Annotated in this window: 15 protein-coding genes; 13 read left to right on the top strand and 2 right to left on the bottom strand. The window is 27.6% G+C overall.

All coding sequences use genetic code 11. The features are described 5' to 3' along the window. The 7 genes from MUN42_RS06770 to MUN42_RS06740 form a co-directional block, all read left to right on the top strand. Window positions 1-627 (top strand): Fic family protein (locus tag MUN42_RS06770; protein ID WP_243343846.1); only part of this gene is annotated, 627 nt, incomplete at its 5' end. A 219-nt stretch (window positions 628-846) separates the two neighbouring features. Beyond that, the gene (gene tnpA / locus MUN42_RS06765) at window positions 847-1,248 is read left to right on the top strand and encodes an IS200/IS605 family transposase (RefSeq protein WP_243343848.1); all 402 of its coding nucleotides are present in this window, start codon (window positions 847-849) and stop codon (window positions 1,246-1,248) included. A gap of 5 nt (window positions 1,249-1,253) precedes the next feature. Beyond that, window positions 1,254-2,369: a transposase gene (locus MUN42_RS06760; protein ID WP_243343845.1), complete on the top strand. Its 1,116-nt coding sequence runs from the start codon at window positions 1,254-1,256 to the stop codon at window positions 2,367-2,369. Window positions 2,370-2,548: 179 nt separating this feature from the next. Beyond that, window positions 2,549-3,472: a HipA domain-containing protein gene (locus MUN42_RS06755; RefSeq protein ID WP_243343844.1), complete on the top strand. Its 924-nt coding sequence runs from the start codon at window positions 2,549-2,551 to the stop codon at window positions 3,470-3,472. Between the two features lie 440 nt (window positions 3,473-3,912). After that, the gene (locus MUN42_RS09855; protein WP_347708767.1) at window positions 3,913-4,539 is read left to right on the top strand and encodes a Fic family protein; all 627 of its coding nucleotides are present in this window, start codon (window positions 3,913-3,915) and stop codon (window positions 4,537-4,539) included. 78 nt (window positions 4,540-4,617) lie between these two features. Then, entirely contained in the window at window positions 4,618-5,355 is a 738-nt protein-coding gene (locus MUN42_RS06745; protein ID WP_243343842.1) for a Fic family protein, read from the top strand. 151 nt (window positions 5,356-5,506) lie between these two features. Beyond that, entirely contained in the window at window positions 5,507-5,779 is a 273-nt protein-coding gene (locus MUN42_RS06740; RefSeq protein WP_243343840.1) for a hypothetical protein, read from the top strand. A 228-nt stretch (window positions 5,780-6,007) separates the two neighbouring features. Here the strand turns inward: MUN42_RS06740 and MUN42_RS06735 are convergent, their stop codons facing one another. Next, the gene (locus tag MUN42_RS06735; protein WP_243343838.1) at window positions 6,008-6,481 is read right to left on the bottom strand and encodes a zinc ribbon domain-containing protein; all 474 of its coding nucleotides are present in this window, start codon (window positions 6,479-6,481) and stop codon (window positions 6,008-6,010) included. Window positions 6,482-6,703: 222 nt separating this feature from the next. Further along, window positions 6,704-7,072, bottom strand: a complete 369-nt coding sequence (locus MUN42_RS06730) for a hypothetical protein (protein ID WP_243343836.1) — start codon at window positions 7,070-7,072, stop codon at window positions 6,704-6,706. 407 nt (window positions 7,073-7,479) lie between these two features. Between MUN42_RS06730 and MUN42_RS06725 the strand changes: the two genes are divergently transcribed. The 6 genes from MUN42_RS06725 (at window position 7,480) to MUN42_RS06700 (ending at window position 11,737) form a co-directional block, all read left to right on the top strand. Beyond that, the gene (locus MUN42_RS06725; protein WP_243343834.1) at window positions 7,480-7,704 is read left to right on the top strand and encodes a DUF6290 family protein; all 225 of its coding nucleotides are present in this window, start codon (window positions 7,480-7,482) and stop codon (window positions 7,702-7,704) included. Next, window positions 7,697-7,966, top strand: a complete 270-nt coding sequence (locus MUN42_RS06720) for a type II toxin-antitoxin system RelE/ParE family toxin (RefSeq protein ID WP_347708766.1) — start codon at window positions 7,697-7,699, stop codon at window positions 7,964-7,966. Before MUN42_RS06725 ends, MUN42_RS06720 begins: the two co-directional genes overlap by 8 nt. 1,055 nt (window positions 7,967-9,021) lie before the next feature. After that, window positions 9,022-9,957 (top strand): replication initiation protein, encoded by a 936-nt coding sequence (locus tag MUN42_RS06715; protein ID WP_243343833.1) that lies wholly within the window; start codon window positions 9,022-9,024, stop codon window positions 9,955-9,957. 42 nt (window positions 9,958-9,999) lie between these two features. Then, window positions 10,000-10,569, top strand: coding sequence for a Fic family protein (locus tag MUN42_RS06710; protein WP_243343832.1), 570 nt, complete (start codon window positions 10,000-10,002; stop codon window positions 10,567-10,569). A gap of 169 nt (window positions 10,570-10,738) precedes the next feature. Beyond that, window positions 10,739-11,395, top strand: coding sequence for a hypothetical protein (locus MUN42_RS06705; protein ID WP_243343831.1), 657 nt, complete (start codon window positions 10,739-10,741; stop codon window positions 11,393-11,395). 15 nt (window positions 11,396-11,410) lie between these two features. Next, on the top strand, window positions 11,411-11,737 hold the full coding sequence (locus MUN42_RS06700) for a hypothetical protein (protein ID WP_243343830.1): 327 nt from the start codon (window positions 11,411-11,413) through the stop codon (window positions 11,735-11,737). Window positions 11,738-12,460: the final 723 nt, after the last annotated feature.

Here is a 12,460-nt window from a genome sequence, read left to right as displayed (position 1 = left end):
AACGAAACTATATTTTTTGCGCAAAAAAATATAGTTCAATACATATATAATAGTGCAAAATTGGAAGGAATAAACATTACTTTCGATGAGGTAAAAGGAATATATAATAAAACTATCGTTAAAAATATTAGTATATATGATATTAATACTATAATAAATTTAAAGCATGCATGGGATTTCATTATAAACACTCTAGATGCTGAGGATGATTTAAATTATTTGTGCAAAATTCACAATGAAGTCGCAAAAAATGAAGCTCTAGAATGGGGCAAGTTAAGAGCTGGAAATGTTGGTATATCTGGAACCTACTATAAACCTCCTATTCCAACAGAAGAGTCAATCAATGGTATAATAATGACTTCCAAGTCTTATGAAAGTATAACAGAAAAATCAATAGATATCATGATAAAACTTATGAAAGCTCAACCGTTTTGGGATGGGAATAAAAGAACTTCTATGATGTTTGCAAATAAGGAAATGATAAGAAACGGAAAGGGTGTAATATCTATTCCTGAAGAAAAAATAATTGATTTTAATAGATATTTAAGTGATTATTACTCAAATAATACAATTGAGCATTTAAAGGATTTTATATATAAAAACTGTATAGATGGTATTAGTATGTGAAATTAGAAATATTTACAATCATGTATAGATTTCTACTAGCATTTGCTATTATATTTGATTAAGATTAGCTTAGAAAAGAATTTTCAACTTGCTTCAGAGGATTTAATAAATAATCAGCAAGAAATCCCCCACCTCTATAGGTGGTGGGATGAATTGCTTTTTTTATTTGTTTATTTTTGTGGGAAAGGTATAATCGGTGTATAGGGAGAGATTATGTATATGACAGGTATTTATGATACAAATCAACATTCAGTCTTTTTATTAAATTACCATTTGATAATGTGTACTAAGTACCGAAGGAAGGTGATAAATGATCTTATATGCAAAGATTTGGAAGATATGTTCATTAGGATAGCCAAAAAATATAATATTACTCTTGAAGAATATAATCATGATGAAGATCATGTTCATATTTTATTTAGAGCTGAACCTAAAAGCGAGTTATCTAAGTTCATTAATGCATATAAATCTGCTAGTAGCAGAATTGTTAAGAAGGAATATCCTGATATTAGAGATAAATTATATAAGGGGACTTTCTGGTCTCAAAGTTTCTTTTTACTAAGTACAGGTGGAATTACTAAAGATATTGTTAAGGAGTATATACAAAGTCAAGGAGAATAATGTTTATGAATAGGGCTATTAAATATAGGTTATATCCTAATAAGGAACAAGCAATATTAATTGATAAAACTATTGGTTGTGCTAGAAAGGTATATAACCTAATGCTTAATGATAAAGTTGAATATTATAAAGCTAACAAAGCTATGTTAAATAATAGCCCTGCTCAATATAAAAAAGACTATCCCTTTTTAAAAGAGGTTGATTCATTAGCCTTAGCTAATGCTAGTCAAAACCTAAATAAAGCTTATAAGAGTTTCTTTAAAAATAAAAACATTGGCTTTCCAAAATTTAAATCTAAGAAAAGATCTAGACTATCTTATACAACTAACAATCAAAAAGGAAGTATTAGAATAAATGGATCTAAAATCAAAATACCTAAATTGGGCTTTGTAAGAGCATCTATTCACAGAAAAGCTAAAAAAGATTGGTTGTTAAAATCAGCTACTATATCAAAAGATTCTTGTGGTAAATATTATATTTCTGTATTATACGAATTTGAATATAAAATTAATTATATTGATATATCTAATACAGATGAACTAAATATAATAGGTCTTGATTATAAATCTAATGGTTTATATATGGATTCAGATGGTAATAAGGCCTTTGGATCTAATAAATTCTTCAGGCAATATGAAAAGAGATTAGCTAAAGCTCAAAAAAAGCTTAAAAATAAAAATGTTGGTTCTAAAAACTGCTATAAACAAATATTAAAGATAAATAAAATTCATAATAAAATAAAAAATAAAAGATTGGACTATTTACGTAAGCTAAGTACAAAGATAGTCAATTTGTATGATGTGGTATGTATAGAAAATCTTAATATAAAAGCTTTATCTAACAAAGGCTTTGGAAATGGTAAGGCTACACTAGACAATGGATATGGTATGTTTACAACTATGTTAGAATATAAGCTAAATGAAAGAGGTAAATACTTTATTAAAATAGATAAGTGGTATCCATCAAGTCAAATTTGTTCTAATTGTGGGAATAAGCAAAAAATAACTTTAGATCAAAGGGCATACATTTGCCCTAAGTGCGGCAAAATAATTGATAGGGATTATAATGCTGCCATTAATATTAAAAATGAAGGCATTAGATTGATAAAATCAATAAATTAATAATAAAATGATAAATAAAAATATATAGGGTAGGGACTACCCGAATCTAAGCTTGTGGAGATCTAGTAAGACATAATTACAAACCATTATATTTTTGTGTTTATGCAAGGATCTATGAAGCAAGAAGCCCCAACCTTCTTTAAGGTGGGGTAGTTCACTTAATAAATATAGGTATCAACATGAGTTACATAAAATTTGAAGAATTTAAAATCGATAAATTTAGCCTTTATGGTGGAAATAATGGAAGTAAAATAGGAATTATCTATAATGACAAAAAATATATGTTGAAATTTCCTATTGAAATAAAAACAAATACAGATATTTTTTATTCTAATGAATGTATAAACGAACATATAGCTTCAAATATTTTCAAGCTTCTAGGAATAAATTGTCAAGAAACAATTCTAGGGAAATACAAAAATAAAATTGTTGTAGCTTGTGAAGACTTCGAGAAAGAAGGATATAAACTAAAAGATTTTTCTTCAATTAAAAATGCAATGTTTGAAAGCTTTGAAGGCAATGAAAAAGAAAGTGATCTAGAATTAAAAGCTATATTAAAAACCATTCAAAATCAACATTTGGTAGAAACTAAATCATTAATTAAATTTTTCTGGGATATATTTATAGTAGATGCTCTATTGGCCAATCCTCATAGGCATAATGGAAATTGGGGATTTTTAGTAAACGAAGAAATACAAAAAGCTAAAATAGCACCAATATTTGATTGTGGATCTTGTTTATATCCTCAAATAAAAGAAGCTGATATGGATAAAATATTAAAAAGCCAGAAAGAAAGAAACTTGATGATAGCCAAAAATCCAAACTCAATAATAAAAAATAAAGGGTCAAGGATAAACTATTTTAATTTTTTATCTACTACAAATGACAGTAATTGTTTAAATTCACTAATTAAAATCACAAAAAAAATAAACTTAGATCTAATATATAGGCTAATTGATGATGTTTATGATACCGAGCTTATAACAAGTATCCATAAGGAATTTCTAAAAAGGATAATTTCAGAAAGATACAATAAAATATTATTAAAAAGCCTAGAAATTAACCAAAATATAAAAGAGGAGGCTATACCATGTCAAACTTAAAATTTAAAGATAGTGATAGTTGGATGAAATATTCAGGCAATATAAATGGTAAAAGAGCAATTGATTTTATCGGGGAAATTATATACTCACAAAGATACGATATTGATTATATAAATATAAGTACATATCCAAATGTTTGGGATAGAAGTTATCTAACATCTAAAACCGATAAATTCACTGACTATAGAGAAGTATTCAAGTTTTTAACAGATAAATACCTCCTAGAAATAGATCAAATAGCTTTATTTATGAAAGATGGGATGTATTTATTTTTTAGAATAGAAGATAACGAAGAAATGTATTTCAATTTTATAGCAAATAAAAGAGTTTTAGAAAATCAACAAGCTAGATGGGAATCAGAATCACCTAGAAAATTAACTGAAGAAGAAAAAAAAGAAGTTGAAAGACGTAAAAAAGAAATAGAAGCTTACGGTAAAAAAATGGAAGCTGAGATGTCTGAAAGATTAAGGAAAGAACTAACAGAAGAATACATTAGCAAGAAAAGAATAATCGAACTTTGGCAAAGCAAAAAACTTGATGAAATTGAAGTAGGTACATTTGAGGGACTTAGAAAAATTCATTTTGAACTATTCAATGGTCTAGAAAGGTTTAAAGCTGGAAAAATAAGAAATGTAAATATATCAATAGATAATACAAGTTTTCTTCATCATATGTACCTTGATTTCGCCCTAAAGAAGATAGAAGAAATGCCTGAAGATACTTTTGATCAAATAATAGAAAAATATGTGGAAATGAATGTTGCTCATCCTTTTATTTTTGGAAATGGTATTTCAATGAGAATATGGCTAGACTTGATGCTAAAGAAAAATCTAAAAAAATGTATAGACTGGCAAAAACTTGATAAGTTTGATTACCTGGAATTTATGGAATTCAGTCCAGCTGTAAAAAATATATATAACGTCTTTAAAGATGCTCTTACAGATAAGATAGATGATGTAGATATATTTATGAATGGTCTAGATCAATCCTATACATACGATGAATTTTATCAAGTAAATTCCAAAGAAATATACGAAAAAATCAAGTCATACAAACAAACTAATTGAGTTTTTTCTTTATTTTCACTATAAAATAGCATAAGAACCTAATCAATTGATTAATTAATATAACTAATAATGATAAAGATGAAAAATATTAAATTCGAAAAAATAGAACAAGTAAAAAACGAAGTCCAAGATAAGATTAATAAAGCATCTCAATACGTGCTAAAAAGCTTTGAAGAAGATTTCGATATAAGATTTACTCATGAATCAACAAAAATAGAGGGTAATACTCTTTCTATTCATGAAGTAAAGACCTTGCTTATAGATAATATATCTGTAGGCGGAAAAGACTTAAGAGAAATCTATGAAGTTGTAAACAATCGAAAAGCCTTTGAATACGTAAAAAAATCAGTTAAGCAAAAAAGATCTTTAGAAGAGGAGTTAATAAAGGACATACATCAACTAGTAATGGAAAACATAATAGATGGTGGCATATATAGAAATCTTAACGTTCAAATTACAGGTTCAAACTTTGTCCCTACTGAATGGATAAATGTTAGAAATGAAATGAAGTACTTTATACAGGACTATAAGCTAAATGAACTTCATATGAATCCTATAGAACTTGCATCATGGGTGCATGCTAAATTTGTAAAGATCCACCCATTTATTGATGGGAATGGAAGAGTAGCAAGACTTCTTTTAAATTTTGTATTAATGTCAAATAACTATCTACCTATAATCATTGAATCAAAAGAAGCTCATGACTACTATAAAACACTTGATAATTTCACAAAAAAAGAGAATATCAATGATTTTTATAATTTTATCTTAAATAAAGAGTTAGAAATCTTAGAATTTTACAACAAATATATTTGAATAAATGTAATTAAGGGTCGATAGATGATATGCTTCTTTTAGACTATTTAATATCAAATGAGGATAGACATTACAGAAATTTTGGACTTATCCGAAATGTTAATAGTCTGAAGTTCGAAAAGGTTGCACTATATTTGATAGTGGGTACTCTATGTTTTGTCAAAAAACCGATGATTTAATAGGAAAAGATGAAAAGAGCTTACCTTTTAGTAACAAACACTCAAAGCAAATAAAATATGTAGACTTATCGAACTATGATTTTTCAAAACTTGATGGAATAGGGAAATTTGCCTATAAACTATATTCAAAAGATAAACTTATGGAAGCGATAAGCATAAAAAGAAAAGATAAACTAAAAGAAAATTTAGAGTCCAAACTAGAAAAATTAAAACTATTAAGGGATATAGGAAAGGTAGATAAATAAGCAACTAAAAAAATATATAAAAATAAAGATGATAACAGGGGTACTACCTTCAATATGGGCAAAAAATGAGACTGTTTACATCCCCCCCCTTTTATCAGGATTTAGGTTGATACACAAAATTATTTACATACCCTCCTAGTTTAATATTCTTTATTATATTTTTATAAAATAAAAACTCCTACTGATTAGCTTATTTTACCGTTATCAATTGGAGTTTTACATAAAATTTTATATAGTATCATTTTCATTTGTAACATCTGTAGATTTTTCTGTATCTACAAGCTTTGTACCACAGTTCCCACAAAAAATATCATTTTTTTCTATTGGTTTTTTACAATTAGGACAAAGTAATTCTTCTTTTTCTATTTTTGCACCGCATTTGATACAAAATGATGAATTGGCAGGTATTTCTGATCCACAGTTTTCACATACTATAACATCTTTTAGTTTATTTATTGCATTCTTATCTTTTTCAATCTTATTTAAAAGATTATTTATCTGTATTATTCTATCACTCTCTTCTGACAAATTAGGATCATTTTTATGCTTTTCATAATATGATTTTCCGATAAAATAATATAATTGATTTATTTTTTCTTGTTCTAACTCGATATCATTGTTTAATTTACTAATTTCGGTATTTAGTCCTATATTTTCACCAACTCCTACTATAGTTTTTCCAAATTTTCCAAAAAAATCCATAATTTACTCCTTATCCTAGCATTTGTTTTTTTAATTATATCATTTAAAATTCAAAAAATAAAATCATTAGTTTATCATGCATCCACCATTTTGCAACTAAAACTATTTAGAGTTTATAAGTTATATTAATATTTAATTTAACGTGGTTTCTAACTCTTTCTTAGAATAAAAACTTAAGAAGTTTTTATAGACTAAATACACTAAATCTTTCACATCTTAAATTTATTCTTCTGTTTTTTCACCTAGGAAAAAGATCTTTATTCTTTGACCCAAAGATTTCTTTGGTTGCTTCTTATCAATTTGTAAAATTCGGTCTGCTTTCATTAAATCTAATAACTGTGTATTAAAGTTCTTATAGTCATCCAATACTTTTAGTCTTTCCTTTCTTTCTTCTTCAAAATCTTTCTTAACTTTCTCATATTCTTTATGTAATCTTTTGTATTCTTCTGGATCTATACTATCATCTTTTTGATTTAATCCTTTTCTTAAAAGTGTAATACAAACAGTAGTTAGATTTTGATCAGTTTCTTCTGATAGTTTTCTTATTTCTTTTTCAAGATCGTCTGGTAAGTTCACGCTTATTTTAGCCATTTAAACCTCCTTATCTCTTATTATTATATACTATATTATCTTATAAAAGATTATATCATATTATCTAGTTGGATATATGATTTTACTTAATAATATAAAATATGATTTTATTCTACTTTCATAAGATTAAATAAGATAAAAGAATACAAGAATAATTCCTTATTCTATTTATTTTTTGTATTTTTCTATATAATTTCTTAGTGTTTGATAATTTAAAATGATTAGCTCAAAATTATTAAATATATTTTTAGTTAAAATAACATTTTGTACGATAAGTGTTTCATAGAGAGTTTGTTTTTTCTTTGGTGAATCTTTATCCGACACATTTTGTGAGAAAGTATTTATTCAAGATTGATTAGCAATATAAATCATAGTACAATGTACTAAAGATTAAAAGGAGGCATAAAATGGCTTTTTCAATACGATTAACCGAAGAAGAACGCAAGCTAGCAAGCTCATACGCTCGTTTACATGGAATTTCCCTTGGTGAAGCTTTCAAAGAAGCTCTCTTTGAACGTATAGAGGACGAATATGATCTTCAACTTGCTGAAGAAGCTCTAAATGATTATGTAGCTAGCGGTTATAAAAGTACACCTATCGAAGAGTTTTGGGAGGAATTAGATCGTGAGTAACTATAAAGTTGAGCTTTCTGAAAGATTCAAAAAAGATTTTCGAAAACTCGATGTATATACTCAGAAAATGATTCGTGCATGGATAAATAAAAATCTTGTAAATACTTATAATGCTCGTATTCACGGCAAAGCTCTCACAGGCAATCTATCTGGACTGTGGCGTTATCGTATAGGAGATTACAGGCTAATTGCCAAAATAAAAGATAGCCAGTTAACGATACTTGCCTTATCTATAGGACATAGAAGAGAAATATATCGTTAAGTTTGAGTACATATTAAACTAAGACCTAGAAATCTATATTATGCTAGGTCTTTTTTCGTGGGATTCAAGATATAATATATATTATATCTTGAAATCTAGATAAACGTTAAAATCAACAAATTATTAGTATTATAAACATACTTTGGGGCGTTATCCGACACATTTGGGGGGCAGTTCACAACCACCGAAGGGGCGAAGGCTTATGCTGGAGCTTCTTTTTTATTATTCAGACGTTCTATTTTGCCCTCTAAGCGATTTAGATTAGTTAAACATATAATTATATGCCTAGGTATGTTTTCTTCGAACTACGGGGCAAATGCGAACGAATTTAGGCTATCTAGGATAAATACTAATAGCTTATTATTGTTATATGGTTTCCTATAACTCCTTAATAGCCATTATAGCTCGTTAAACGCCACTATTTTGATTTATTCTAACTTAGTCATACAAATATACTAATTTTGCAAATAAACGCCTAGAAACGTCAAATACGAGGCAAATAACCTATATCTGAGTTAACTCTGTTAGTTCCTTCTCCCTAAGTGATACTATGAAGCCCTTGCGAAAAGGGCTGGCGACGGAGCGTTAGCTCCTAGCGGGTTCGTATTCGAAGAATTATTTCTAGGATTGGTATTTTTTTATTTATCAAATTAATTTTATAGCAAAACTATAAACGAGAATTTTGAGCGTAGCGAAAAATTATTTTTTTTGTCATCTACAAACGGAAAAATTTCGTTAGAAATTTTGACCTTTTACCCCCCATAAAAATTTTTAATTTTTTTGGGTTTTGCCTTTCTATAATATTTAAATAATATTTATATAGTATTTAGGAGCTAAAAAACCTGCGAGAAGCGTTGAAATTTCAATATTTATTTTTTATTATAATAACAAATCCGTCGCTTATAATAACAAATCCGTCGCTTATAATAACAAATCCGTCGCTTATAATAACAAATCCGTCGCTTATAATAACAAAATTAAAATTTGTAACTATGATATTTTGTAGTATTATAATTACAAATTTTAATTTTGTTATTGCAATTGTGGAGGATGTTATGAAAAATAGTAAAATTACTCAATACAAAAATGAAGTTAATACGATACCTATGAGAGAATGGACATCTGATGAAATGGATTTATTTTTCGCTATTTTAACTAGAATGAAAGATGAAAATACAAAAGAAGTTGTTATGGATAGGCAAGAATTAGCTTTTTTATCTAATTATAAGAGACACTTTAATGAATTTAAAACGGCTGTTTCTAATTTATCTAAAAAAATTATGAATCTGTACTATATAGAAAAAACAAGTAATAGTTACTTACAAATGCCTTTGTTTACTTATTTTAAGCTTAATTGGAAAGATGATTTAAGCGATATGGCTCTAACTATCAAAGTAAACCCTGAGTTTGAATACATTTTAAACAAATGGAATGAGGGAAATTGGACTAAATTTATGCTTGATGAATTTACATCGATAAGAAGTACTTATTCTAAAACATTGTTTAGACTACTTAAACAGTGGAAATTTAATAAAAATGGCAAAACTTTTGAAATAGATGAATTTAGAAAGTTTATGTGTATTCCAGATAGTTATTCAGTTGGACTTATACATGAACGAATAGTTAAAAAAAGCGTTAAAGACTTACAACCATATTTCAAAGATTTGCAGTATGAAGCCATAACAGAAAATACAAAAGGAAAACCTATAACTAAATTTAAATTTTGGTGGATACCCGAAGAAAGACAACAAGCTCCCGAATTTGTAGATGAAAAATACATAGAAAAAACCAACAAGCAAAGGGTTAAAAATAAAACAAATCACCGAGAACCAGATGATCAAACCAAAGAATACATTAAAAAACGCAAAGAAGAATACTATCAAAGCATTATTGATGAGAGAGATAACATAATTCCTGAAAATATGAGTATTTCAGATTATATGAATGAGCTTTCCAAAAATAATGACCACTTCAAAAGCATTAAGCTTTAATCACACAAGTTTTGGCAGAAAAACGCAAGGAAGAGGGCGAAAATGGGGACAAATAAAGAAGAATATTTAAGCAAAAAGAGGGCAAAAGAACTTTGGGACAAAAATATTATAAATAGTTTTGAAATAGGGACTTTTAAAGGTTTGCAGCAAATACACCAATATATTTTCCAAGATGTGTTTAGTTTTGCTGGAAAGATTAGAAATGTAAATTTGGCAAAAGGAAATTTTAGGTTTGCTTCTCTATTGTTTTTAGAAAATAATCTACAAATAATAGAAAAAATGCCAGAAAATTCTTTTGACGAAATCGTTGAAAAATACGTTGAAATGAACGTTGCACATCCGTTTCGAGAGGGAAATGGCAGAGCGACACGTATTTGGCTAGATTTAATTCTTAAAAAAAACCTGGGAGTGTGTGTAGATTGGCAAAAAATTGATAAAATGGAGTATCTACAGGCTATGGAAAGGTCTGTCGTGAATCCGTTAGAATTAAAACATTTGTTAAAAAAAGCTTTAACGAAAGATATAAAAAATCGAGACGTCTATATGAAAGGTATTGAAAAATCATATTTTTATGAGGAACAATACGATTATGACATTTATGATATAAAATAAGTGAACTACTCGGTAATTCAATTGCCGAGTAGTTCACGTGCTTAAACATATAATATTTTTTGTTTATGTTATATTAATTCGGGTAACAAAAAAGTAAGACTGTTATCGAGCTTTAATAGAATAACTGTTAAGTGATAATTAAAAAAAATAAAAAGGAGGAAATATATAAATGAAAAGTAAACTAAAATCATTTTTAAGTATTCTACTAGTAGCATCATTTGTCCTTACTCCAATAGGACGCAGTATTTCATATGCAAGTGATAACTCTAATATTAATCAAAATGATAATAGATATTTCGCAAGTGATGCAGAATTAAATGCTGAAGATCTAAAATATTTAAATAAGGTTGTTTCTGTAAGTAAATTTTACTATTTTGATGATAATATTCTAAAAATATCTCTTACTAAAGATCAATTAATGAATGAATATGGTTTTACAGAAAAAGATTATCAAACTTTAAGTGAAACTGTATTAAATAAAGAGGTAAATTTAGATGAAAAAGATAATAAACCTGTTGTAACACCATATGCTAGTATATCAAATGGTACTCTATATATTTCACATAGTGATTTACAGGGTGGTGCATTTGCTGTTTTATCAGCAGCTTCTAGTGCTGGTCCTGCAGCTATGTATTCAGCGTTATTATCTATCTCTACAGCATTAAGTGGTCCTGTAGGAACAATTATAACAACAATAGTATCATTATTAGCTGCACCATCTTTAACAGAATTATGTATTAGAGTAACTTATGCAATAGCTACAAATCAAGGAATATATATTAAACCAGTAGCTTCATATCCTCCATTAGAAATTGGATATTATTAATATGTACAGATTATTATGATTAAAAAATTAAACTTACTTCCATATATTATTATGATAATTTCAAGTGTGGGATATTATAGTAATATGGGCAGAGAAGACTCATTGTCTTACTTTTGGATTTCTCTATTTGTAATATCCTTAATAATATTAACAGTGAACAACAATGATTTATTCAAAAAACATAAATCTAATATTGTATACTATGATATGTTGTTTGTTCTAGGAGTAATATTAATACCACGAATAAATTTACCTTATGGTGCTTCTAGATTGCTTATGGCTATTTTAGGAGCTATATATGCACTTTTAGTTAGTCGAAGGAAAAATTTTCTTAGAAAATAATAAGAGAAGGCAGGTTATTTCAAAATCCTGTCTTTTTTTGTCGTCTAAAATCAAATTACTGATCTATCTTTTTATTACTTTTGTGATAAAACGCACCCCCTTTCTGTTACCAGTCTAGGGCATCAGTAACCCTTACATTGTACTATAAAGCCTTTATCCATGCCCCTATATATAAATATCAATTTCTTCTAAAATGTCCCGATGTATAATGTGTTTTTTTTATTTTTTAACTCATCGTACATATTACTTGTGTAAGTAATTGAATGTTGGAGAACTAGATAAGGCGGAAACAATATATATTTATTGACAAGATGAAAATAAAAATTATCTAACGTTACAAAAAATCAAGAAAAGAAGAAACATGAAATTTTCACTCAACTTTGAGACCAAAATGATACATTCTTGAGACTTTATATTTTTGTGAATATAGGGCGTTGCCCTCTAGGGCAATTCACCCAGCAAACAAGCAAAGAGAACTAGGCTTGTCCAAAGTCGGCTAGATTAGTATAATATATGACTAAATAAATTACGATAATCGAAATGCACAAAAAAAGAACCAGGTCGGCACACCTGGTCTTTTTTGTGAGATTCAAGATATAATATATATTATATCTCAGACTGTAGACAAAGTAGATGAAAAACATAACTTCATCTACTTTTTCTATACAATAAACGTTTAAATTAAGCCGTTTGTGGGTATAAATATTCTAAGAATGGAGGAAA

This window comes from Anaerococcus sp. AGMB09787 (assembly GCF_022808955.1).
Classification (GTDB): domain Bacteria; phylum Bacillota; class Clostridia; order Tissierellales; family Peptoniphilaceae; genus Anaerococcus.
The sequence above is the reverse complement of the archived record's forward strand: the minus strand, read 5'-3'. Positions and strand labels throughout refer to the sequence as shown.

What these genes read in the sequence shown, in the direction of transcription:
- MUN42_RS06740 (WP_243343840.1), top strand. Translation starts at nt 5,507, where the DNA reads ATGTTTTGTCAAAAAACCGATGATTTAATAGGAAAAGATGAAAAGAGC.
- MUN42_RS06755 (WP_243343844.1), top strand. Translation starts at nt 2,549, where the DNA reads ATGAGTTACATAAAATTTGAAGAATTTAAAATCGATAAATTTAGCCTT.
- MUN42_RS09855 (WP_347708767.1), top strand. Translation starts at nt 3,913, where the DNA reads ATGGAAGCTGAGATGTCTGAAAGATTAAGGAAAGAACTAACAGAAGAA.
- MUN42_RS06760 (WP_243343845.1), top strand. Translation starts at nt 1,254, where the DNA reads ATGAATAGGGCTATTAAATATAGGTTATATCCTAATAAGGAACAAGCA.
- MUN42_RS06705 (WP_243343831.1), top strand. Translation starts at nt 10,739, where the DNA reads ATGAAAAGTAAACTAAAATCATTTTTAAGTATTCTACTAGTAGCATCA.
- MUN42_RS06710 (WP_243343832.1), top strand. Translation starts at nt 10,000, where the DNA reads ATGGGGACAAATAAAGAAGAATATTTAAGCAAAAAGAGGGCAAAAGAA.
- MUN42_RS06715 (WP_243343833.1), top strand. Translation starts at nt 9,022, where the DNA reads ATGAAAAATAGTAAAATTACTCAATACAAAAATGAAGTTAATACGATA.
- MUN42_RS06725 (WP_243343834.1), top strand. Translation starts at nt 7,480, where the DNA reads ATGGCTTTTTCAATACGATTAACCGAAGAAGAACGCAAGCTAGCAAGC.
- tnpA (WP_243343848.1), top strand. Translation starts at nt 847, where the DNA reads ATGACAGGTATTTATGATACAAATCAACATTCAGTCTTTTTATTAAAT.
- MUN42_RS06735 (WP_243343838.1), bottom strand. Translation starts at nt 6,481, where the DNA reads ATGGATTTTTTTGGAAAATTTGGAAAAACTATAGTAGGAGTTGGTGAA.
- MUN42_RS06730 (WP_243343836.1), bottom strand. Translation starts at nt 7,072, where the DNA reads ATGGCTAAAATAAGCGTGAACTTACCAGACGATCTTGAAAAAGAAATA.
- MUN42_RS06700 (WP_243343830.1), top strand. Translation starts at nt 11,411, where the DNA reads ATGATTAAAAAATTAAACTTACTTCCATATATTATTATGATAATTTCA.
- MUN42_RS06745 (WP_243343842.1), top strand. Translation starts at nt 4,618, where the DNA reads ATGAAAAATATTAAATTCGAAAAAATAGAACAAGTAAAAAACGAAGTC.